Source organism: Bradyrhizobium sp. AZCC 2230, assembly GCF_036924495.1.
GTDB lineage: Bacteria > Pseudomonadota > Alphaproteobacteria > Rhizobiales > Xanthobacteraceae > Bradyrhizobium > Bradyrhizobium rifense.
In genome coordinates, this window is record NZ_JAZHRS010000001.1 from 6,669,186 (window position 1) to 6,692,090 (window position 22,905).

General features: G+C 64.6%; 16 protein-coding genes. 4 read left to right on the top strand and 12 right to left on the bottom strand.

The features are described from left to right. Nucleotides 1-82: 82 nt before the first annotated feature. The 7 genes from V1280_RS31870 to V1280_RS31900 form a co-directional block, all read right to left on the bottom strand. The gene (locus V1280_RS31870) at nt 83-1,069 is read right to left on the bottom strand and encodes an ABC transporter ATP-binding protein (protein ID WP_334533773.1); all 987 of its coding nucleotides are present in this window, start codon (nt 1,067-1,069) and stop codon (nt 83-85) included. Beyond that, nucleotides 1,066-2,073: an ABC transporter ATP-binding protein gene (locus tag V1280_RS31875; protein WP_334533776.1), complete on the bottom strand. Its 1,008-nt coding sequence runs from the start codon at nt 2,071-2,073 to the stop codon at nt 1,066-1,068. Before V1280_RS31875 ends, V1280_RS31870 begins: the two co-directional genes overlap by 4 nt. Beyond that, nucleotides 2,073-2,966 carry an ABC transporter permease gene (locus V1280_RS31880; RefSeq protein ID WP_334533779.1) on the bottom strand — a complete coding sequence of 298 codons (894 nt, stop codon included), beginning with the start codon at nt 2,964-2,966 and terminating at the stop codon, nt 2,073-2,075. Before V1280_RS31880 ends, V1280_RS31875 begins: the two co-directional genes overlap by 1 nt. A 9-nt stretch (nt 2,967-2,975) precedes the next feature. Then, on the bottom strand, nt 2,976-3,923 hold the full coding sequence (locus tag V1280_RS31885) for an ABC transporter permease (protein WP_334533782.1): 948 nt from the start codon (nt 3,921-3,923) through the stop codon (nt 2,976-2,978). 39 nt (nt 3,924-3,962) lie between these two features. Then, nucleotides 3,963-5,561: an ABC transporter substrate-binding protein gene (locus V1280_RS31890; RefSeq protein ID WP_334533785.1), complete on the bottom strand. Its 1,599-nt coding sequence runs from the start codon at nt 5,559-5,561 to the stop codon at nt 3,963-3,965. Between the two features lie 417 nt (nt 5,562-5,978). Beyond that, on the bottom strand, nt 5,979-7,529 hold the full coding sequence (locus V1280_RS31895; protein ID WP_334533788.1) for an AMP-binding protein: 1,551 nt from the start codon (nt 7,527-7,529) through the stop codon (nt 5,979-5,981). A gap of 18 nt (nt 7,530-7,547) precedes the next feature. Beyond that, nucleotides 7,548-8,702 (bottom strand): iron-containing alcohol dehydrogenase, encoded by a 1,155-nt coding sequence (locus V1280_RS31900; protein WP_334533791.1) that lies wholly within the window; start codon nt 8,700-8,702, stop codon nt 7,548-7,550. A gap of 465 nt (nt 8,703-9,167) precedes the next feature. Here V1280_RS31900 and V1280_RS31905 point away from each other — a divergent pair, with 465 nt between their 5' ends. From V1280_RS31905 to V1280_RS31915, 3 genes are all read left to right on the top strand, one after another. Then, nucleotides 9,168-10,409, top strand: coding sequence for an efflux RND transporter periplasmic adaptor subunit (locus tag V1280_RS31905; protein WP_334533794.1), 1,242 nt, complete (start codon nt 9,168-9,170; stop codon nt 10,407-10,409). Continuing rightward, on the top strand, nt 10,406-13,576 hold the full coding sequence (locus V1280_RS31910) for an efflux RND transporter permease subunit (RefSeq protein ID WP_334533797.1): 3,171 nt from the start codon (nt 10,406-10,408) through the stop codon (nt 13,574-13,576). The genes V1280_RS31905 and V1280_RS31910 overlap by 4 nt, the downstream gene beginning before the upstream one ends. A gap of 287 nt (nt 13,577-13,863) precedes the next feature. Then, complete coding sequence (locus V1280_RS31915; protein WP_334533799.1) at nt 13,864-15,054, top strand: ABC transporter substrate-binding protein; 1,191 nt, start codon at nt 13,864-13,866, stop codon at nt 15,052-15,054. Between the two features lie 190 nt (nt 15,055-15,244). On the opposite strand, the gene V1280_RS31920 is transcribed toward V1280_RS31915, so the two are convergent. The 4 genes from V1280_RS31920 to V1280_RS31935 are packed head-to-tail and all read right to left on the bottom strand — an operon-like array spanning nt 15,245 to nt 19,842. After that, entirely contained in the window at nt 15,245-15,631 is a 387-nt protein-coding gene (locus tag V1280_RS31920; RefSeq protein WP_334533802.1) for an MAPEG family protein, read from the bottom strand. 26 nt (nt 15,632-15,657) lie between these two features. Beyond that, complete coding sequence (locus tag V1280_RS31925; RefSeq protein WP_334533805.1) at nt 15,658-16,740, bottom strand: lipocalin-like domain-containing protein; 1,083 nt, start codon at nt 16,738-16,740, stop codon at nt 15,658-15,660. Continuing rightward, entirely contained in the window at nt 16,730-19,192 is a 2,463-nt protein-coding gene (locus V1280_RS31930) for an ABC transporter permease (RefSeq protein ID WP_334533808.1), read from the bottom strand. Before V1280_RS31930 ends, V1280_RS31925 begins: the two co-directional genes overlap by 11 nt. Continuing rightward, a complete protein-coding gene (locus V1280_RS31935) occupies nt 19,189-19,842 on the bottom strand; it encodes an ABC transporter ATP-binding protein (RefSeq protein ID WP_334533811.1) in 654 nt (217 codons plus the stop codon). The genes V1280_RS31930 and V1280_RS31935 overlap by 4 nt, the downstream gene beginning before the upstream one ends. A 144-nt stretch (nt 19,843-19,986) precedes the next feature. Here V1280_RS31935 and V1280_RS31940 point away from each other — a divergent pair, with 144 nt between their 5' ends. Beyond that, a complete protein-coding gene (locus tag V1280_RS31940) occupies nt 19,987-21,336 on the top strand; it encodes an MFS transporter (RefSeq protein WP_334533814.1) in 1,350 nt (449 codons plus the stop codon). A gap of 176 nt (nt 21,337-21,512) precedes the next feature. Here V1280_RS31940 and V1280_RS31945 read toward each other — a convergent pair whose 3' ends face one another. Next, entirely contained in the window at nt 21,513-22,718 is a 1,206-nt protein-coding gene (locus V1280_RS31945) for an MFS transporter (RefSeq protein WP_334533817.1), read from the bottom strand. Nucleotides 22,719-22,905: the final 187 nt, after the last annotated feature.

Genomic DNA, 22,905 nt, shown 5'->3' on the forward strand with positions numbered 1-22,905 from the left:
GCGCATAGCGCCGTGTCCACCATCGTGCGGCGGTTGCGGTTTGGAATGGTGGGCACGCTTCGCGTTGCCCACCCTACGGCACCTACGCTGGCCGCCCCGTCCCGTCATTGAGCAAGCACGCCACCTGGTGCCCGTCGCCTGTATCCATCAGCACCGGCCGCTCCACCCTGCACCGCTCCATCGCAAACCGGCAGCGGGTGTGAAACGCGCAGCCGGGCGGCGGATTGACCGGGCTCGGCACGTCGCCGTCGACCAGTGGCGCGAGCTTCTTTGCCAGCGGATTGGCGATCGGCACGGAGGCGAGCAGGGCCTGCGTATAGGGATGGCGCGGGTTGCGGAACAGCTCGTCCTTGTCGGCGATCTCGACGATGCGGCCGAGATACATCACGGCGACGCGGTGGCTGATATGCGCGACCACGGCGAGGTCGTGCGCGATGAAGAGATACGAAAAGCCGTGCTGCTTCTGCAGGTCGATCAGCAGATTGATCACCTGCGCCTGGATCGAGACATCGAGCGCGGACACCGGCTCGTCGCAGACGATCAGGCGCGGCCCGAGCGCCAGCGCCCGCGCGATGCAGATGCGCTGGCGCTGGCCGCCGGAGAACTGATGCGGGAAGTTGCGCATCTGGTCGGGCCGGAGGCCCACCTGCTCGAACAGCTTTGCGACGCGCGCCTCCAGCGCCTTGCCGGTCGCAAGACCATGGACCGCGAGCGGCTCGCCGACGATATCGCCCGCGGTCATGCGCGGATTGAGCGAGGCGAACGGGTCCTGGAACACGATCTGCATCGAGCGGCGATGCCGGCGCAGCGCCGCCTTGGACAGATGCGTGATGTCCTCGCCATCGAGGCGGATCTGTCCCGAGGTCGGCTCAATCAGCCGCAGCACGCTGCGCGCCACGGTCGACTTGCCGCAGCCGGATTCGCCGACGAGCCCCAGCGTCTCGCCTGCGCCAAGCGAAAACGACACGCCGTCGACCGAGTGCACGGTGCCGACCTGCCGGCGCAGTACGCCGGCGCGCACCGGGTAATGCTTCTTGAGGTCGGTGACTTCGAGAAGTCGCCCGGTCATGCCACCTCCGCGACTTCAGCCGCGCGCCAGCAGGCGGCGAGATGGCCGCCGCCCCAGTCGGTCAGCGGTGGATATTCGGCCTCGCAGCGTTTGATCGCAAGCTTGCAGCGCGGCGCGAAAGCGCAGCCATTCGGCAGTCGCACCAGCGACGGCACGGTGCCGGGAATTTCGTTCAGCCGCTCCTGCACTGCGGCGCCGGATGCCGGCACGGCCGGGATCGAGGCCATCAGCCCGCGTGTGTAGGGATGTTTTGGCGCAGCGAACAGTGCCTCGACGCTGGCCTCCTCGACCTTCCGGCCCGCATACATCACGATCACCCGCTGCGCGGTCTGCGCGACGACGCCGAGATCGTGCGTGATCAGCACGAGGCCGGTGCCGAGCTCCTTCTGGAGATCGAGGATCAGCGCCAGAATCTGCGCCTGGATGGTGACGTCGAGCGCGGTGGTCGGCTCGTCCGCGATCAGCAGCGCCGGCCGGCACGCCAGCGCCATCGCGATCATCGCGCGCTGGCGCATGCCGCCGGAGAGCTGATGCGGATATTCGCGCGCGCGCCGTACCGGCTCGGGGATGCGCACCAGCCGCAGCATCTCGACAGAGGTGTTGTGCGCCTGCTTTGTCGACAAGTTCCGGTGCAGCCGCACGGCCTCGACGATCTGGTCGCCGATCCGCATCACCGGGTTGAGCGAGGTCATCGGCTCCTGGAAGATCATGGAGATGCGATCGCCCCGGATCTTGCGCATCTCAGCTTCGCTCAGCGCCAGCAGATCGGTGCCTTCAAGCGTGATCGAGCCGCCGACGATGCGACCCGGCGGATCGGGCACCAGCCGCATCAGCGACAGCGCGGTAACGCTCTTGCCGCAGCCGGATTCGCCGACGATCGCCAGCGTCTCGCCGCGGCTGACGGTGAAGGAGACGTCGTCGACGGCCTTGAACAGGCCGGAGTTGGTGAAGAACACCGTCTTCAGGTTCTTCACGTCGAGCACGAGATCGGAGGTGTCAGCCATCAGCCGCGCTGCCGGGGATCGAGGATGTCGCGCAAGGCGTCACCGAACAAATTGGCGCCGAACACGGCGAGGCTGATGGCGATGCCCGGAAAGATCACCAGCCATGGCGCGGTGCGAACATATTCGGCGGCGGACTCGGAGAGCATGCGGCCCCAGGACGGATAAGGCTCGGGAATGCCGAGGCCGAGGAAGGAGAGCGAAGCTTCGGTCAAAATGGTCGAGCCGAGCTGGGCCGTGGCGAGCACGATCAGCGGCGCCAGTGTGTTCGGCAGCACATGACGGAGCGCGATACGCATCTCGCTCATGCCGATCGATTTCGCCGCTTCCACGAACGGCTGCTCGCGCAGCGCCAGCGTGTTGGCGCGGGTGACGCGTGAGACAGTCGGGATCAGCGGAATGGCAATGGCGAGGATGACGTTCGGCAGGGATGGGCCGAGGGCTGCCGTCATGATCAGGGCCAGGACCAGCAGCGGCAGCGCCTGCAGGATGTCTGAGACGCGCTGGAACACGAGATCGACCCAACCGGAGAGATAGCCGGAGGTCAGACCGACGATGACGCCGATCGAGCCGCCGAGCGCGGTCGAGCCGATGCCGACCGCGAGCGAAATCCGCGCGCCGTGGATGATGCGGCTGAACACGTCGCGGCCGAAGGAATCCGTGCCCATCCAGTGCGCGAGGCTCGGACGCAAGAGTGCGTGGGCGGAATCGACGCTTAGGGGATCGTAACGTGCGATGAAGTCCGCGAAGATCGCCGTCAACAGGAACGCGATCATGATGACGAGACCGGCAGCGCCCAGCACGTGCCGCTGCGCCAGGAACAGCACGCGCCGCCAGCCACCGGTGGCATGAGCGCCGGCGCGCCTCAACTCAACATCGTAGTCGATCGCAGCCAAGTTGATCTCCTAATCCGTGTATCTGATGCGTGGATCGAACACGGCGTAGAGCATGTCGACGATGAAATTCGCGCTGACCACCACCACCGCAATCAGCATCACCAGGTTCTGCACGATCGGATAATCCCGCCAGCGAATCGCCTCCACCAGGAAGCGCGCGACGCCGGGGATGTTGAAGACGGTCTCAGTGACGATCAGGCCGCCGATCAAAAATGCCGCCTCGATGCCGATCACGGTGATGACGGGGAGGATCGCGTTCTTCAGTGCATGCTGATAGTTCACAGCAGCGTCCGATGCGCCCTTGGCGCGGGCGGTGCGGATATAATCCTGCCGCAGCACCTCCAGCATGGAGGATCGCGTGATGCGCATGGTCAGCGCGGCGCTGCGGAATCCGACGGCGGCGGCCGGCACGGCATAGGTCGCGAACGCTTCGAGCCAGGTGGCCGGATTGGGATTGAAGATCGGGATCTGGCCGAACATCGCCACCGAAGCGGTGAGGATCAGCAGGCCGAGCCAGAACGAGGGCAACGACAATCCGCTGAGGCTGAGGACACGCAACGCATAGTCGAGCCGCGTGCCTTGTTTGACCGCGCTGATCACGCCGAGTGGAATGCCGATCGATGCCGAGAACAGCAGCGCAAGGCCGGCGAGCCGCGCCGTGATCGGGATCCGCGGCAAAATCTCCTGAAGCGCCGGCTTCTCCGAGACATAGGAGTAGCCGAAATCGCCGCGCAGAAATCCGCTGATCCAGTGCCAATATTGCACGATCAGCGGCTGGTCGATGCCGAGCTCCTTCTCCAGATTGGCCTTGTCGGCGGGATCGACATAACCGGCCGCCGCGAACAGGATGTCGACGATATTGCCGGGCACGATGCGCAACAGGAAGAAGATGACGACCGAGATCCCGAACAGGGTCACGAGCATCAGGAACAGGCGCCGTACCAGATAGGCAAACATTCGCGCCCTCCCGCCGAGCTGTCTCGCCCGTTTGCCGCGCTACTTGTCCATCCACAAATCTTCGTACCGGTATCCATTATAGGAGCTGTTGGTCATCACAGTCACGCCCTTGACGTAGGGCTGCCAGCAGGTGCCGGTGCGCGCGTGGAAGATGATCGGGCGGGCGACGTCCTCCTGCAACTTCTTGTCGATGTCCCACACCAGCTTCTTGCGCTTGGCGACGTCGGTCTCCTGCGACTGCACGTCGAACAGCTTCTCGATCTCCTTGTTGCAGTAATTGGTGTAGTTGCGCTCGGAGCCGCAGGAATAGTTCTCGTAGAAGGACTGGTCCGGATCGTCGACCGCGTTGCCGGTCAGATTGAGGCCGAGCATGTAGTCCTTGCGCGCGATCTTCGGGAACCAGTTCGCGGTCTCGACCACGTCGAGCTCGCCGTCGATATAGATGCTCTTGAGCTGGTCGATCAGGATCACGGCAGGGTCGCGGTACACAGGGATGTTGCGGGTCGAGACCTTGACGGCAAGGTGCTTGTCCGGCCCGTAGCCAGCCTTCTGCATCAGCTTCCTGGCTTCCTCGCGGTTGGCGTTGATGTCCGGGCCGTATCCGGGAATGGTCTGCAGCATCTCCTTCGGCATGCCCCACAGCCCGTTCGGTGGCGGCAGCATGGTGCCGCCGACATCGCCCTGGCCCTCGAACATGATCGAGATGAACGCCTTGCGGTCCAGCGCCAGCGCCATCGCCTTGCGGATGTCGATATTGTCGAACGGCGGCGCGGATGAGTTGACGATGATGTTGGTCGCGACATTGTTCGGCTCGACCTCGCAGATCGCGTTCGGCGCCTGCGATTTCACGTCTTTCAGCAGCGGAATGCTCACCTCGGTCGGGAAGGTCATATCGAACTTGCCGGCGACGAAGGCGAGGATCGCGGTCGAGCGGTTGGGGATGATGGTGAACTCGATGCCGTCGAGATAGGGCCGGCCCTTGCGCCAATAGTCCGCGTTCCGCGTCAGCTTGATCGATTCATTGGCCTTGAACTCGACGAACTTGAACGGGCCGGTGCCGATCGGATGCGTGCGCATGTCGCCGGGCGAGACGTGGCAGGGATAGACCGGCGTATAGCCGGAGGCCAACAGCGCCAGCAGCGACGGCTGCGGCCGCTTCAAATTGAAGGACACCTCGAAATCGCCATTGGTCGAGATGTCGTTGACCTGGTCGTACCAGCTCTTGCGCGGGTTCTGCCGGAACTTCTGCTGCGACTTGCCCATCAGCATGTCGAAGGTGCATTTGACGTCGGCCGAGGTGAACGGCTTGCCGTCGTGCCATTTCACGCCCTGCCGCAGCTTGAAGGTCAGCGTCTTGTTGTCGTTGACCCAGGCCCAGCTCTCTGCGAGCTCGGGGACGATGTTCTCCATCGTGTTCTGGGCCTCGTCCTGCTTGTAGATGACGAGGTTGTTGAACACCGGCATGAAGGGAACATTGAGCGAATAGGTCGCGCCCTCATGAATCGAGGCGTTGCCGGGGCTGTCGCGGTGATACATCCGCAGGATTCCGCCCTGTTTGGGCTCACCGGCGAAGGTCGTCGTCGAAAACGCCAGCAAAGATAGCGCCGCCGTCGCGGCGAGCGCCCACACGCTCCGCATCCTCGGTCCTCCCTGGACATCAGTCTTTTGGGCCATTTGTGGCCTGGTTGACCGGACGATAGCCGACGCGCGCGGAGGGAGGCAACCGGCAAGGGCGTTTGCTCGCTTGGCAATTCGGATGACGAAAGGCCGCAGGGGCTTCTTGCTCTCATCATGTGAGAGTGCAGGTGCGAACAGTGGTTCCTGTGGCAGATGTTGCGCGCGGTCGATCGACAAACTCCGCTGTCGTCCCGGACAAGCGAAGCGCAGATCCGGGATCCATAACCACAGGAAGTAGTTTGGTAAAGACTCGGAGTGACCTGCTCGCGTGACGACTCCGCCCTGTGGTTATGGATCCCGGGTTCGCGACTTCGTCGCGCCCCGGGACGACAGCGGAGTTTGTGGCGCTTGCTTGTGCACACTACGCGACAGAACTCGTCACACGATCCGCGACGCCTTGTTCCCCCAGTACCGGTCCCGCAGCAGCCGCTTGTACAGTTTCCCCGTCGGCAGACGCGGCAATTCCTTCTCGAAATCGACCGAGCGCGGCACCTTTTGCCGCGACAACGACGCCCCGCAGAACGCGATCAGCTCCTCGGCGAGCGCGTCGCCCGGCATCACGCCCGGCATCGGCTGCACCACCGCCTTCACCTCCTCGCCGAGATCGGCATTGGGCACGCCGAACACCGCGGCATCCGCGACCTTGGGATGGGTGATCAGCAGATTCTCGCATTCCTGCGGATAGATGTTCACGCCTCCTGAAATGATCATGAAGGTCGCGCGATCGGTGAGATAGAGGAAGCGGTCCTCGTCGACATAGCCGACATCGCCGACCGTGCTCATGCTGCCGTCGGCCGAACGCGCCTCCTTGGTCTTCTCCGGATCGTTGAAATATTCGAACGGCGATCCGGTCTTGAACCAGACCTGGCCGGGCGTGCCGGTCGGACACGGCTTCATGTCCTCGTCGAGAATGTGGAGGTCGCCGAGCAGCACCTTGCCGACGGTGCCGCGATGCGCGAGCCATTCCTCGCTGTTGCAGGCCGTGAAGCCGAGGCCTTCGGTCGCGCCGTAATATTCGTGGATGATTGGCCCCCACCATTTGATGATGTCGTCCTTGACCAGCGCGGGGCAGGGCGCGGCGGCGTGGATCGCGATCTCGAGCGAGGAGAGGTCGTAGCGGGAGCGCACCTCTTCCGGCAGCTTCAGCATCCGTGAGAACATCGTCGGGACCAGCTGCGTGTGGGTGATGCCCCATTGTTGCACGAGCTGGAGGTAACGCTCGGGGTCGAAATTCTCCATGATGATCGCGGTGCCGCCCATGCGGATCGTGAGGTTCACGGCGGCCTGCGGCGCTGAGTGATAAAGCGGAGCCGGCGACAGATAGACCATGCCTTCTCGATAGTGCCAAAGTTTGGTGAGGAAATCGAACAGCGCCAGATTGTGCTTTGGTGGCTCCTCCGGGAGCGGCCGAATAATGCCCTTGGGACGACCAGTCGTGCCCGACGAATAGAGCATGGAGGTGCCGAGCCACTCATCCGCAATCGGCGTCTTCGGAAGGTCTGCGGTAACGTCCGCCAAGCCGACGATGCGATCGCTTTCGCCCGGGCCGTCGGCAACGATGCAGAGCTTGATGTCGGGACAAGCCTGGATCGCCTCACGCGCGATATCGAGCTTAGCCACCGACGTGATCAGGATTTTTGATTGGCTGTTGACGAGGAGATAAGCCAGCTCGCCCGCGGTGAGAAAGGAGTTGATGCAGGTATAGTAGAGGCCGGATCGCTCGCCCGCCCCGCAGGCTTCGAGATAGCGGGGATTGTTCTCCATGAAGATCGAGTAGTGATCGCGCCGCTTCAATCCATGTTTGCGAAACAGATGTGCCAGCCGGTTGCTGCGCGCATCGAGCTCGCGATAGGTGACGGCTTCGCCCGTCGCCGCCATGATGAAGGCGGGTTGCAGCGGGCGCAGACGGGCATGCTGACCTGGGTACATCAGTCCTCCGGCTCTGGATTATGCGGCTAGAAGCAGGATTTCGCGAACCTGCGCTGGGCTCTCGATCTTGCGCGGATTGCGTGGGATCCAGTTCGTGCGCATCGCCTGTTCGGCGATAGCATCGAAATGCTCGGGCGAGACACGCACATCGGCGAGGCTACGCGGCATGCCGAGCGAGCGGATGAAGGCATCGAGCACGTCGGCGGCGTTATGGCCGGGAAAACCCATGGCGGCTGAGACGATCATCTGGCGCTCGGCGTTGGCGCTCGCATTCCAGCGCATCACCGCCGGCAGCATGATGCAGGAGGTGTAGCCGTGCGGCACGTCGAAGGCCGCGCCCAGCACGTATCCGATGCCGTGGCTCGCGCCCATCGGCACGCCGGCCGCGAGTGCGCCCATCGACAGCCAGGTGCCGATCTGCGCATCCATCCGAGCGTCGAGATCGCTTGCGTCGGCCTTCACCCGCGGCAGCGCGTCGGCGAGCATGGCGAGGCCCTTCACTGATTGCGCGTCGGCATAAGGGTGGGTCTCGCGCGAGCAGATCGCCTCGACGCAATGGTCGATGGCGCGGATGCCGGTCGAGAGAAACAACCATTCCGGCGTGTGCACGGTGATGGCGGGATCGAGGATGGTCGCACGCGGCACGGCGAGCGGATGCCGCAGCATCTGCTTCACATGGGTGCTGCGGTCGGTGACGCCGGCGATCGACGAGAACTCGCCGCCGGCAATCGTGGTCGGCACGCTGATCTGGCGCACGGTCGGCGGCGTCATCTCCGGTGCGATGCCCTTGTGCACGCGGATACGCTCGATGCCGTCGATATCGTCGATGCCGTTGGCAAGGCAGAGCTGCACCGCCTTGGCGCCATCGGTGATCGAGCCGCCGCCCACGGTGACGATGAGGTCGGCGCCGGCCTCGCGCGCCGCATTGGTTGCCGCGATCACCGCCTCGCGCGGCGTGTGCGCGGGCATCGCATCGAACAGCCCGGCGCAGCGCGGACCCAGCGCCTGGACGATTTTTGCGATCTCGTCGGTCTCTCGGTTCAACGTGCCCGAGACCATCAGGAAGGCCCGACGCGTGCCGAGCCGGTCCATTTGCGCGACAATGGCCTCAGTCGCCGGATGGCCGAACACGACCTCCTCGATCGCGCCGTATACGACACGTCCCTGATGCACGCCTGTCCTCCCCGGACTATTCGTCTTGTTCTTGTACGGGGTAATCTAGACGAGGAGGCATCCCTCGTCATGTGCGAAGACGCTGGCTCTTCCTCCCCTCTCCCCGCGTGCGGCAGGGCAATCGCATATGGTGTGCACCATGCGGCGGCATCGGCGCTGGGCTCCCTCTCCCGCTTGCGGGGGAGGGCTGGGGTGGGGGTGTCTCCGCGTCGGGATTGTTGAGAATTGCGGAGGACGTCCCTGCGTGGCGAGAGCCCTCACCCGCCGCGCTCTGCGAGCGCGTCGGCCTCTCCCGCAAGCGGGAGAGGCCGAGCAAGCCCTGTCAACCCGTCATCCGGTTAGGACCTCGTGCCGGGCATTGCGTACGCATTCGTCTTGAAGATTTCATCATGGTGACCCATGTTGTGTCCCCCGCGGGTAGGTACTTACCCTGCATTTTCCGCGGCTTTTATGCGAGGACCTGGGATGACTGGACCGGACGGAAGCGAGCAATGTGTCAAAACGCACGATTTCGTCCAGCCCAGGCCCTATGTTGTGCCTTACGCCATAGCCGGCCTTCTCGCAGCCGCGTTCGCGCTCAGCGGTTGCGGACAGCCGAGCTCGCAAGCCGCAGCGCCGCCACCTCCGCCGGTCACCGTGGCCCAGCCGGTCAAGCGCACCGTCACCGATTGGGACGAGTTCACCGGCCGCTTCGAGGCGGTCGAGGAGGTGCAGGTGCGCCCCCGCGTCGGCGGCTTCGTCAACTCGGTCGAGTTCCAGGACGGCGCGATCGTGCATCAGGGCGACCTGCTCTATGTCATCGACCCGCGCCCGTTCGAAGCGGTGGCCGAGCAGGCGGACGGTCAGCTCTCTGACGCCCGCGCCAAGGTGGAGCTCGCCAAGCGCGAGCTCGACCGCGGCCTGAACCTGGTGCAGACCAGTGCGGTGTCCGAGCAGGTCGTCGACCAGCGCCGGCAGGCCTTGCAAGCCGCCCACGCCTCGGTGACCCAGGCCGAGGGCGCGCTGAAGGCCGCCCGGCTCAATATCGAGTTCACGCATGTGACCGCGCCGCTGACCGGCCGCGTCAGCCGCCATCTCGTCAGCCCCGGCAACCTCGTGCAGGGCAGCGATACCGGGACGTCGACGCTGCTGACCTCGATCGTCTCGCTCGATCCGATCTACGTCTATTTCGACATGGATGAGACCACCTTCATCAAATACAGCAAGCTGTGGTTCGAGGGTAAGCGGCCGAGCTCGCGTGACACCGCGAACCCGGTGCAGGTGACGCTGGCCGCCGAGACAAAGCCGTCGCATGACGGCGCCATCAACTTCCTCGACAACCGCCTCGATGTCTCCACAGGCACGCTACGCAGCCGCGCTGTTGTCAAGAACACCGATCTCTCGATCCTGCCCGGTCAGTTCGGCCGCGTCCGCCTGATCGGCAGCGCGCCTTACGAGGCGCTGCTGATCCCCGACGTCGCGGTCGCGACCGACCAGTCACGCAAGATCGTGTTCGTGGTGAAGCCCGACGACACCGTCGAGGCGCGCCCCGTGGTGCTGGGGCCGCTCGATGAAGGCCTGCGCGTGATCCGCGAAGGGTTGAACGCGGAGGACCGCGTTATCGTCAACGGCATCCAGCGCGCCCGCGTCGGCGCCAAGGTCGCCCCGTCTCCCGCTCAAGCGCCGGCCGGTGCCAAGACCGGTGCGAAGGCGGGTGACAAGTCATGAATCTTGGCCGCCTCTCCATCAACCAGCCCATTTTGGCGATGGTGCTGTCGATCGTGCTCCTGATCGTCGGCGCGCTCGCCTACTCCACGCTGCCGGTCTCCGAATATCCGCAAGTGGTGCCGCCGACCGTCGTCGTCACCACGCAATATCCGGGCGCATCGGCGCAAACCGTGTCCGATACCGTGGCCGCTCCGATCGAGCAGCAGATCAACGGCGTCGAGGATATGCTGTATCTCTACAGCCAGGCAACCTCGAACGGCCAGCTCACCATCACCGTCACCTTCAAGCTCGGCACCGATCTCGACAAGGCGCAGGTGCTGGTGCAGAACCGCGTCGCGATCGCGCAGCCGCAGCTGCCGGACGAGGTGCAGCGCAACGGCGTCGTCACCCGCAAGAACTCGCCCGACATTTTGATGGTCGTGTTCATGCTGTCGCCCGACGACACGTTCGACCAGCTCTACATCTCCAACTACGCCCTGCTCCAGGTTCGCGATCAGCTGCTGCGTATCGACGGCGTCGGCGACATCCAGATCTTTGGCGCGCGCGACTATTCGATGCGGTTGTGGCTCGATCCTGACCGCATCGCCAATCTCGGCCTGACCTCCACCGAGGTGCTGGCCGCGATCCGTGCCCAGAACGTGCAGATCGCGGGCGGCCAGATCGCCGAGCCTCCGATCGCGGACCGCGCCTTTCAGCCGAATCTGGTTTTCACAGGGCGATTGAAGGACCAGAAGCAGTTCGAGGACATCCTGATCAAGGCCGGCTCCGACGGCCGCACGGTACGCCTGCGTGACGTCGCCCGCATCGAGCTCGGTGCTCTCGCCTATTCGACCAACAGCTTCCTGCTGCGCAAATCCGCCGTAGCCATGCTGGTGACGCAGCGGCCGGGGTCGAATGCGCTCGCGACCGCCAAGAGCATCTCCGACACCATGACGAAGCTCAAGGAGAGCTTTCCGAAGGGGCTCGACTACAACATCGGCTACAACCCGACCGAGTTCATCGCGCAGTCCGTTCACGAGCTGATCAAGACCATCTACGAGGCCATGCTGCTCGTGGTCATCGTCGTGCTGGTGTTCCTGCAGGGCTGGCGGCCGGCGATCATCCCGATCATCGCGATTCCTGTGTCGCTGGTCGGCACTTTCGCGGTGATGGCGGCGCTCGGCTTCTCCATCAACAATCTGACGCTGTTCGGGCTCGTGCTTGCCGTCGGCATCGTCGTCGACGACGCCATCGTCGTGGTCGAGAATGTCGAGCGGCATCTCGAGCACGGCCTGAGCCGGCGCGACGCTGCGCTGAAGACCATGGAGGAGGTGGGCGGCGCGCTGGTCTCGATTGCGCTGGTGCTCTGCGCGGTGTTCGTGCCGACGGCGTTCATAGGTGGCATTTCCGGACAGTTCTTCCAGCAATTTGCCGTCACCATCGCGGTTGCGACCGCAATTTCCTGCTTCTGCTCTCTGACGCTCTCGCCGGCGCTGGCCTCGCAGATTCTCACCCCTCACGAAGAGAAGCGGCCGCCTGCCTCGTGGAATCTGCTCGCGCGCGGCTGGAACGCCTTCACCGGCGCTTTCAACCGTCTGTTCGACCGGCTGGCGCATGGCTATGCCGGCGTCGCCAATTTCGTGATCCGGCACTCGGTGGTGATGATCCTGATCTATGTCGTGCTGATCGGCAGCGCCGGCTGGTTGATAGGCACGACGTCGCAGGGCTTCATCCCCGCGCAAGACCGCGGCTACGTCATCATCTCTGTGCAATTGCCCGGAGCGGCGTCGCTCGCGCGCACCACGGAGATCGTGCGAGAGATCGAGCGGATCTCGCTGGATACGCCGGGTATCATCCGTGTTGCCGCTTTCGCGGGCTTCTCCGGCGCGACGCGCACGCAGGCCGGCAACGCGGCCGCACTGTTTCCGGTGTTCGATGAACCAGAGGTGCGCCTGAAGAAGGGGCTGACGGCGAACGCCATCACGGCCGAGCTGCGCAAGCGGCTCGCCGCGATCCAGAGCGCGTTCATCATCGTCATTCCACCGCCGGCCGTGCCCGGCATCGGTACCGGCGGCGGCTTCACCATCCGCATCCAGGACCGCCAGGGCCGCGGGCCCGAGTTGCTGGCGTCAGCAACCGACGAACTCGTCGCCGCCGCGCGCAAATCGCCCTTGCTCCTCGGCCCCACGGTGTTCTCGCCGTTCTCGGCCAGTACGCCGCAGCTGTTCGTCGACATCGACCGCACCAAGGCGCAGAAGCTCGGCGTACCCATCGCCAACATCAACGACACGATCCAGACCTATTTCGGATCGACCTATGTCAACGACTTCAACCTGTTCGGCCGCACCTATCACGTCACCGCGCAGGCTGATTTTCCGTTCCGCAAAGAGCCGGCCGATCTCTCGCGCTTGCGCACGCGAAATGCCTCCGGCGACATGGTGATGCTCGGCAGCGTGGTCGACTTCAAGGATGTCTCGGGTCCGGACCGAGTCGCGCGCTACAATCTCTATGCGGCGTCCGAGCTCCAGGGCGAGCCGGCGCCTGGGACGAGCTCGACCACCGCGCTCAACGCCATCAAGAAGCTCGCCGACGACATCTTGCCGAGCGGCTTCACCTTCGAATGGACGGACCTGTCCTATCAGCAGGTCACCGGCGGTAATGCCGGCCTTTACGTGTTCCCGATCTGCGTGCTGTTCGTCTATCTCGTGCTCGCCGCGCAATATGGCAGCTGGACCTTGCCGTTTGCGGTGATCCTGATCGTGCCGATGTGCCTGCTTGCTGCCACCATCGGCGTGCGTCTCATGGGGCAGGACGTCAACATTCTCACCCAGATCGGCTTCGTCGTGCTGGTGGGATTGGCGGCGAAAAACGCGATCCTGATCGTCGAGTTCGCGCGCGACATCGAGAAGGAAGGCAAGCCGCGGCTGGAGGCCGTGATCGAGGCCTGCCGCCTGCGGCTGCGGCCGATCCTGATGACGTCCTTCGCCTTCATCCTCGGCGTGCTGCCGCTGGTGATCTCGTCCGGTTCAGGCTCGGAGATGCGGCAAGCCGTCGGCGTCGCCGTGTTCTTCGGCATGATCGGCGTCACGCTGTTCGGGCTGCTGTTCACGCCGATCTTCTATGTGGTGGTGCGGAACCTGGCGGAAGGGAAGAACGAGGGGAAGCCGCCGGAGGCGATGGCCTCTTAGCTGTTGTTGATGGCCACCGCCGTTTCTAAGTCCTCGGTGTCGTCCCCGCGAACGCGGGGACCCATAACCCCAGGGAGGAGTTGTCGGCGAGGCTGGTAACCACGAGTCTTCGCAAAACTTCTCCTTGTGGTTGGGTCCCGGATCTGCGCTTCGCTTGTCCGGGACGACGGCGGTTGCTTGGCGCGCAGCTCCCATACTAACGGCCTACGCAAAAGCGATGGGCACGCGCGCCGTTCTTCACTAGTATCCGCGCGATTTCAAAACAGAACACTGCTGGGAGTTAACAGATGAAATCAGCACTTTTCGGCGCTGTCGCAACGTCGGCTCTGTTGCTGGCCGCGCCGGCCTCCGCGCAAGGCGTCAAGATCGGCATTCTCAACGATCAGTCCGGCGTCTATGCCGACTACGGCGGCAAGTACTCCGTCGAAGCGGCCAGGATGGCGATCGAGGATTTTGGCGGCGAGGTACTCGGCCACAACGTCGAGATGATCACCGCCGATCACCAGAACAAGCCCGATCTCGCCACCTCCATCGCGCGGCGTTGGTATGACGCCGACGGTGTCGACATGATCACCGAGCTGACGACGTCGTCGGTGGCGCTCGCCGTGCAGGACCTGTCGAAGGAAAAGAAGAAGATCGACATCGTGGTCGGTGCGGCCACGTCGAGCATCACCGGCTCTGCTTGCTCCCCTTACGGCTTCCACTGGGCGTTCGACACCCATGCGCTCGCGGTCGGCACCGGCGGCGCGCTGACCAAGGCCGGCGGAGACAGCTGGTTCTTCCTCACCGCCGACTACGCCTTCGGCTACGCGCTGGAAAAGGACACCAGCGAGATCGTCACCGCCAATGGAGGCAAGGTGCTGGGCTCAGTCCGCGTGCCCCTCAACTCCTCCGACTTCTCCTCCTTCCTGCTGCAGGCGCAGAGCTCGAAGGCGAAGATCGTCGGCCTCGCCAATGCCGGCCAGGACACCACCAACTCGATCAAGCAGGCGGCTGAATTCGGTATCGTCCAGGGCGGGCAGAAGCTGGCCGGCCTGCTGATGACGCTCGCCGAAGTGAACGGTCTCGGTCTGCAGGCGGCGCAAGGCCTGGTGCTGACCGAAGGTTTTTACTGGGATCATGACGAGACGACGCGCGCCTTCTCCGAGCGCTTCTTCAAGCGCACGAACCGGATGCCGAGCATGATTCACGCCGGCACCTATTCGGCGACGCTGAGCTATCTGAAGGCGGTGAAGGCCGCCGGCACCAAGGACGCCGAAACCGTCGCCAAGAAGCTGAAGGAGCTGCCGGTCGACGACGCCTTCGCCAAGGGCAAGGTGCTCGAGAACGGCCGCATGGTTCACGACATGTATCTGTTCGAGGTCAAGAAGCCATCCGAGTCGAAGAAGCCGTGGGATTACTACAAGGAACTCGCGACCGTCCCCGGCGACAAGGCGTTCTTCACCGCCAAGGAAAGCGGCTGCCCGCTGACGAAGTAGCGGGACGAAGCAACGCTAGCACCACACTCTCGCTGTCGTCCCGGCGCACGCCGGGACCCATAACCCCAGGGAGAAGTGTGGCACGAGCTGGTAACTCCGAGTCTTCGCCAAACCACTCCCTGTGGTTGGGTCCCGGATCGGCGCTCCGCTTGTCCGGGACGACGACGGAATATGTGGCGGCAGCTCGGCCTCACACCAACCTTAACACCACCGCGCCCAGCGCCCCAGCCCACAGCGCGATGGCGGCGGTGCCCTGGATCGCAAAGCCCGGGCCGCGCTTGGCGGCAGCTTGCGAATAGCCGATGAAATAGACGATGCGGCCGATGATCCAGACCGCGCCGATGCCGGCCGCGATCGGGTCACTGATATAGATCGCGAACAGCCAGAGCGACGGCAGGAAGATCGGCATCCATTCCAGCGTGTTCATCTGGATGCGGAAGGCGCGCTCGAAATCCGCATGGCCCGACATCGCCGGCACCTTGATGCCCGTCTTGGTGCGCGACCGCGAGACGTTCATGCACGTGAAGAAGAAAAACAGAACAGCGAGCAGCGTAACGAGCGCGGTCAAATGGTACATTGAAGCCTCCGGCGGTCAGATGCAGCTCAATAGCCGGTCAGCTCGAGATAGCCAACGCCATCATGCGTGCCGGCAAAGCTGATCGGTCCTTCCCAATAGGAGAAGCCGGTCCCCATCCACGCCCTGGGATTGAGCGGCTTGCAGGCAATCGAGAATGATCGTGACGGGATCGCGATCTGCCATTCCACCGGCAGCTTGCGGCCCGCAACCTCTGCCGTCGCTTTGGGAATCATCTGAATATCGCCACCCGCAATCATCTGCGTCTCGCCATTGGCGCTGATCCAGTTGCCGAACGGATAATCCTTGCCGTCCGTCTGGCGCAGCCGGTACAGCATCAGCTTGTCGCCGGAGGCAAGATGCAGCGACAGCCAGTCCCAGCCGGTCTGGTCGGCGTCGAGCGGCTGGCTGCTCCATTCGCGATCCATCCAGGCCTGGCCGGACACATCGACCGGCTTGTCGTCGATGGTGAGCGTGCCGCGCGCGCGGTAGAACGGCTGGCTGTAATAGTAAGACGCTTGCCCGCGTTCCGACTTGCGGCTGTAGCCGCCGTCGCCCTGCAAGACGACCGGGCGGTCGGCCTCCAGCGTCAGCGAATAGCTGAAATCAGTGCCGGATGCCTTCAGCGTCACCGGTGACAGGGTACGATCGTCGGTGCGCTCAGAACCCTTCATCTCCCAATCGTCGATCCACGCCGCGAACGGTTTTGCCTCGACGTTGGCCTGCCCGACCCCGCCGCGCGAAAACAGCTCGTTGAAGCGATGGGTGTCGGCGCGCGTCACCGCGGCATGTGCCATCCAGATCTGCTGATTGGCCCAGCCCTCGGCTTGCGGCCCCGGCTTTGCGGCCTGGCGAAACAGCGTCCATTGCAGCCCGCAAGCAGCACCGCCCCTGTCGACGAGGTTTGCTGTGAGATACCACCACTCGATGCGAAACGCGGGATGTGGCCCGTGATCGGCGGGGAAGGTGAATGCCTTTCCGGGCGTGACCTTCGCAAAGCCGTCAGCAGTCTCGCCGAGCCCCGCATAGCCTTGTGCGCTGGCGCGGCGCGCGAGCGCGAGTGCGGCGATGCCGCCGGCAAAGGCGCGACGCGAGAGTCTGTCAGCGCTCATTGGCAAACACCTTGACCAGGCTTGCCGGCTGCATCCGCGCCAGCCGCAGGACCGGCAGCAGGGCGGCCAGCAGCGAGGCGATCAGCGCAACGGCGACCAGCTCGACCAGTTGCAGTGGAAACACATGGAACGGCAGCCGCCAGCCGAACGCCTTCACGTTGACGATCGCGATCAGGCACCACGCCACCAGCAGCCCGAGTGGCACAGCCAGCAGCGAGGTGAACAGCGCGACCGACAGCGTCTTGGTCAGCTCGATCGCCGCAAGGCGCGGCCGCGTGATGCCGATCGCCCAGAGCGGCGCAAGCTGTGGCAGGCGCGAGTTCGCCAGCGTCAGCAAGCTGGTCAAAAGCGCGATGCCGGCGACGCCGAGCGTGAAGGCATTCAGCGCCGACGTCACCGCAAAGGTGCGGTTGAAGATGCGGATCGATTCCGCCTTTACCGTCGCCTGGTCGGCCACGGCGCGGTCGTCGAGTGCAAACTGCTTCTGCAGCGCCGCGATCAGGCCGGGAATCTTGTCCCGTGGAACGATCAGCCCAATCCGCGTCTGCGGCGTTTGCGGAAACTGCCGGATCAGCGCCGCGACATTCACCGCGAGCTGCCCCTTGGGGTTGCCGTAGTCGGCATAGATGCCGACGATGTCGAGCTCCCAGGTCCCGCCCGGCGCCGGCACCTCGATGACGTCGCCGACGCGGACGTTGAGGCGGCGGCTCAGCTGCTCGCTGATGAAGGCGGCATTGCCGGGCACCAGCTGGGTCCAGGCGCGCGGCGCGGTTTCCAAGAGCGGCCAGCGCTCGCGATAGAGCGCATGATCGGGCAGGCCGAGCAATTCCACCGGCTGTCCCTGGACTTGCGTCTCTGCGCGGCCGCCCGACAGGATGGCCTGAACCTCACTGCGCTCCTTCAGCCAATTGCGGATCGCGACGCCTTGCGCATTATCGGACGCGCTGATGTAGACGTCGGCGGCGAGCCGTCCGTCGAGCCAGCCGATAAAAGTGCGGCTGAACGTTTCCACCATGGTGGACACCCCGACATTGACGGCCAGCGCGAGCAGCAGCGCCATCAGCGCCAGCGACAATCCCGAAAGCTGCTGCCGGCTGTCCGCCCAGAACCACAGCGCCAGCGGGCCGCGCGCAAAACGCTGGCCGGCGAGCAGGAGGATCTCGAGGAAGGCCGGCAGGATCAGCGCCGCGCCGAGCATCAGCGCCGCCAGCAGGCCGAAGCCCGCGATCAGCGATTGCCCGTATTGGAGCAGCAGCAGTGCGACCGCGAATACGGCGCAGGCTGCAAGACTTTGCAGGATCAGCCAGCGGCGCTGCCGCTGCTGCCAGGCGTACGGCTGCGCGGTCGCCAGCACCGGCATCCTGACAGCCTTGATCAGGCTGGTCGCAGCCGCCACCATCGCACCGGCAATGCTGATACCGATGCCGGCGAGCCACCATTCAGGCCGGAGCGTAAGCTGCCCCGGAATTTGCGCGCCATAAAGCCCGCGCAGCGATGCGGCGACATCAGGCAGCAGCGCCGCCGCGATCACATAGCCGCAGACGAGACCGATCAGGCCGGCGACCAGCGCCAGCGCCACCAGCTCGATCACCAGCACGGTGTTGACCAGCCGTGCCGAGGCGCCGCAGGCCCGCAACGTTCGCAGCATCGGCAGCCGCTGCTCGAAGGCGAGACCGACGGCCGAATTGACGATGAAGAGGCCGACGAAGAATGACAGCAGGCCGAAGGCGGTGAGGTTGAGATGGAAACTGTCGGTCAGTCGCTCCAGCTCGGTCTCCGCGGTCGGTTCGACTCGCTGAAGCTGATCGCCGACGACGCTCGCGAGCGGCGCAGGCTTGCCCTTTGCCTTGCCGATCAGCAGGCGCGACAGCTGATCCGGCTTGTTCAGCAGACGCTGCGCCACGCCGATATCGACCACCAACACCTCAGGCACGAGCTGCGGCAGCACATGCAGCGGCGGCAGCTTTGCACCGCTGCTGATCGACGGCGCCGCGCCGTCCTGTTCGTGCAAGTCACCGAGCGTCTCCTGCGCGACCAGCGTCTGGCCGGGCGCGGCAACAAAGCTGCTTAAGTCAGCCGCCCCGAGGCGCGGCGCGTTGCCGACGTCGGCCGGCAGCGTCACCGGCTCGATGCCGAGCAGTCGCATCGAGCGTCCATTGATCTGAACCCGGCCTTCCAGCACCGGCGACACCGGCCAGCCCGCGCGACGGAGTTTTATGAACAGCTCTTGCGGGAAGGTCGCCGCATTGGGTGCAATCAGCATCGCGGTGCGGACACCGCCAAACGTCGCCGCCGCACGGTCATAGGCGCTGCGGGCTTGCTGGTTAATCGCCTGCACACCGCTCCACAGCGCGGTCGCGGCGATCAATCCGATCAGAAGCGTGGCGAACTGCATCCTGTGCCGTCGCCAATGACTGAGCAGCACCGCGAGTACCCACAGCGCGCGCCTCATGCGATTCGCCCCGCATGCAGGACGATGTGACGGTCGAGCGAGCCTGCCAGATGCAGGCTGTGCGTCACCATCAGGAAGCCGCAGCCGGTGCGCGCGACGAGGTCGCGCGTCAGTGCCAGCACATCATCGGCGGTGGCTTCGTCAAGATTGCCGGTCGGCTCGTCCGCGAGCAGCAGCAATGGTTTTGTCGCCAGCGCCCGGCCGATCGCGACCCGCTGCTGCTGGCCGCCTGATAATTGCTCTGGATAACGCTTGAGCAGACTGCCGAGCCCGAGCCGCTCGGTCAGCTCCCTGGTCCAGGCCGCATCGTGCCGGCCGGCGATGCGCGCCTGGAAGGCGAGGTTGTCGGCGACCGACAGGCTCGGGATCAGGTTGTACTGCTGAAAAACCAGGCCGATCCGGTCGCGGCGCAACTCGGCGCGGCCGGCATCGGAGAGCTTCGTGACCTCGGTGTCCTCCAGGCGGATCGTGCCGCCGTCGGCGGCATCCAGCCCAGCGATCAGGTGCAGCAGCGTGCTCTTGCCGCTGCCGGATTCGCCGGTCAGCGCGACGCGCTCGCCGGCCTTCAGGTCGAGATCGACGCCGCGCAGCACATGGACCGGCTCGGCGGCCGCGGAGAAGGTTTTGGAGAGGTTTCGGATGCTCAGCAAGATCAATGCGCCGGACGGAATGAACTCGATGCTGCGTAGCACACTTGCCGTGGAAATGCCGGGGTTGCGTTGCCGTTCAAGCCGTTGTTAGCTCGCAAGACGGTCAAATCAAAAGTACCGACAAGAAGACATACGGGGAGAACGATGAGCATTCAGGGAACGCCCACTACGGCGGGCAGGACGGCAGGGGTGTCCCAAGGGACCACGAAGGAAACGCCGAAGGGCGCCTGGACCGTCACTTTTCTCCTCTTTCTCTTCATGCTGGTGAACTTCGCCGACAAGATCGTCGTCGGCCTCGCCGGCGTTCCGATCATGACCGATCTGAAGCTCGAGCCGGAGCAGTTCGGCTTGCTCGGCTCCTCGTTCTTCATCCTGTTCTCGGTCTCGGCCATCGTGGTCGGCTTCATCGTCAACAAGGTACCGACGCGCTATGTGCTGCTGACGTTGGCGGTGATCTGGGCGCTGGCGCAGTTTCCGATGGTCGGCACCGTCAGCTTCACCACGCTGCTGATTTGCCGCATCGTGCTCGGCGCCGGCGAAGGTCCGGCGGCGTCCGTGGCGATGCACGCCATCTACAAATGGTTCCCCGACGAGAAGCGCACCCTGCCGACCGCGATCCTGACGCAGGGCTCGGCCTTCGGCGTCATCCTGGCGGTGCCGATGCTGAACTGGATCATTGTCAATCATTCCTGGCACTATGCCTTCGGTGCACTCGGCGTGGTCGGCCTGGTCTGGGTCGCGGCCTGGCTCGCACTCGGCAAGGAAGGTCCGCTCGAGAACACGCAGGTCCTCGCCGCCACCGAGACGAAAATTCCCTACGTGCGGCTTCTCACCTCCCGCACCTTCCTCGGCTGCGTGGCCGCGACCTTCGGCGCCTATTGGGCGCTGTCGTTGGGTCTCACCTGGTTCACGTCCTTCATCGTCAAGGGGCTTGGCTTCGCGCAATCGGAGGCCGGCTGGGTCTCGATCCTGCCCTGGGTATTCGGCGCCACCATCGTCATCCTCACCGGCTGGATCTCGCAGGTGATGATGGCTCGCGGCTACACGACGCGTGTCTCCCGCGGCGTGCTCGGATCGGTGCCGCTGATCATCGGCGGCTTGATCCTGGCGACGATGCCGTACATGCCGGGCGCAGCACTGAAGATCGTGATGCTGGTGGTCGGCCCTGGGCTCTGCGGTGCGATCTATGTCGTCTGCCCGCCGATGCTCGGTGAATTCACCCCGGCGTCGCAGCGCGGCGCGATCCTCGCGATCTACGGCGCGCTCTACACGCTCTCGGGCATCATCGCGCCGAATGTGATGGGCACCGTGATTCAACATGCCGGCAGCATGGTCGACGGCTACATGACCGGCTTCACCATCAACGCCGTGATCATGGTCGGCTCCGGCGTGCTCGGCCTGCTGCTGCTCTGGCCGAACACGGAAAAGGCCCGCCTGACCCGTGGTGCGGCTCCGCGGTCGGCCGAGCTGAAGGGTGTGGTGTCGCCGACGTAAGGGGGTGAACTGCCCGCCGCAACCACAACTGTCGTCCCGGACAAGCGAAGCGCAGATCCGGGACCCATAATCACAGGAAGTGGTTTGGCGACGACTCGGAGTTACCGGTTTAGCTTCACAACCACACCCTGTGGTTATGGTCCCGGCCTTCGCCGGGACGACAGCTGAGTCTGTCGCTAGGCCTTGGCTTGCTTCCGTTCCGTGAACGGCGACAGCAACACCGTCGCCACCATGAAGATCACGGAAGCCCCGAACACCCAATGCGGCGCGCTCTGGTCCATGATCCAGCCGAACAGCAGCGGGCTGACGATGCCGCCGAGATTGAAGCCGGTGGAGACGATGCCGAAGGCGCGGCCCGCTGCACCCGGAGGCGCGGCATTGCGCACCAGCATGTCCCGCGACGGCGCGATCACGCCGGAGAGGAAGCCTGCACTCGCCATCGTGGCGGTGAGCGCCCAGCCCGGCAGCGTGACCAGCGCGATCAGCAGCACGATGGCGGCATTGGCGGCAAAGCAGGCGGCCGCGACATAGCCGTGGCGCTCGGTGTGGTCGGCGAGGAAGCCGCCCGCGAGCACGCCCGCGGCGCTGGAGCCGAGGAACGCGGTCAGCGCGATATTCGCCGCAGAGTAGGTCGCGCCGTAGCCGCTCATCAGCGCAACCACGCCAAAGTTGTTGATGCCGGCAACCGACAGGCTGAGCAGCATGAACAGCAAGGTCAGCGTGATCAGCGCCGGCGTGATGACGGCCTGCTTCGGCATGTTCGCGTTGCCCGGCTTGGTCTTGTGCGCGCCGGCATCGGGAATGTTCATGGCGACCAGCAGCAGCGCCACCAGCACGCCGATCGCGCCCGATGCGATCAACGCGCCGACGCCGCCGGACAATGTGATCAGTGCCGCGACGATCGCCGGCGCAACAGCGCCACCAAAATAGCCGGCAAAGGTGTGGATCGAGAAGGCGCGGCCCATCCGCGCCTCGTCCATGTGCTCGGCCAGGATCGCGTAATCGGCGGGATGATAGACGCTGTTGGCAAGGCCGAGCAGCACGGCGGAGGCGATCAGCGAGGCGTAGCTCAGATGCAGGCCGAGCATGATCAGCGCGAGCCCGCCGAGCGTCAGTCCGCCAAGCAGGATTTTTCGCGCGCCAAAATGGTCGACGAGGTAGCCGGTCGGCGCCTGCGTCAGGCCGGAGACGACGGCCGACACGGTCAGCGCGAAGCCGAGCTCGACATAGCCGACGCCGAGCTGACCTTTCAGGAACGGGAACAGCATCGGCAGCACCAGCAGATGAAAATGGCTGACCCAATGCGCGATCGAAATCCCGATCAGCGTGCGCAGCGCACTGTCCGCCTTGCCTTGTTGCGGTGCGGCGAGAACGTCGACCATTGCAGTTCCGATTCAGTCTCAGGAAGCGCGCAAACTATCGGGGACAGCGGTTATTTGTCCATGAACGCAGGCGCATGGCAGGTAGTGCGGGTGGGGGCGTGAGGGTGTTACGATGCCTCCACATCGTCGTCCCGGCGAAGGCCGGGACCCATCACCCCAGGGAGTGGTTTGACGAAGACTCGTCGTT

Bases quoted from the DNA above. Each gene is read 5' to 3' on its own strand.
- V1280_RS31870 (WP_334533773.1), bottom strand. From the start codon at position 1,069: ATGACCGGGCGACTTCTCGAAGTCACCGACCTCAAGAAGCATTACCCG.
- V1280_RS31875 (WP_334533776.1), bottom strand. From the start codon at position 2,073: ATGGCTGACACCTCCGATCTCGTGCTCGACGTGAAGAACCTGAAGACG.
- V1280_RS31885 (WP_334533782.1), bottom strand. From the start codon at position 3,923: ATGTTTGCCTATCTGGTACGGCGCCTGTTCCTGATGCTCGTGACCCTG.
- V1280_RS31890 (WP_334533785.1), bottom strand. From the start codon at position 5,561: ATGCGGAGCGTGTGGGCGCTCGCCGCGACGGCGGCGCTATCTTTGCTG.
- V1280_RS31895 (WP_334533788.1), bottom strand. From the start codon at position 7,529: ATGTACCCAGGTCAGCATGCCCGTCTGCGCCCGCTGCAACCCGCCTTC.
- V1280_RS31905 (WP_334533794.1), top strand. From the start codon at position 9,168: ATGACTGGACCGGACGGAAGCGAGCAATGTGTCAAAACGCACGATTTC.
- V1280_RS31910 (WP_334533797.1), top strand. From the start codon at position 10,406: ATGAATCTTGGCCGCCTCTCCATCAACCAGCCCATTTTGGCGATGGTG.
- V1280_RS31915 (WP_334533799.1), top strand. From the start codon at position 13,864: ATGAAATCAGCACTTTTCGGCGCTGTCGCAACGTCGGCTCTGTTGCTG.
- V1280_RS31920 (WP_334533802.1), bottom strand. From the start codon at position 15,631: ATGTACCATTTGACCGCGCTCGTTACGCTGCTCGCTGTTCTGTTTTTC.
- V1280_RS31925 (WP_334533805.1), bottom strand. From the start codon at position 16,740: ATGAGCGCTGACAGACTCTCGCGTCGCGCCTTTGCCGGCGGCATCGCC.
- V1280_RS31930 (WP_334533808.1), bottom strand. From the start codon at position 19,192: ATGAGGCGCGCGCTGTGGGTACTCGCGGTGCTGCTCAGTCATTGGCGA.
- V1280_RS31940 (WP_334533814.1), top strand. From the start codon at position 19,987: ATGAGCATTCAGGGAACGCCCACTACGGCGGGCAGGACGGCAGGGGTG.
- V1280_RS31945 (WP_334533817.1), bottom strand. From the start codon at position 22,718: ATGGTCGACGTTCTCGCCGCACCGCAACAAGGCAAGGCGGACAGTGCG.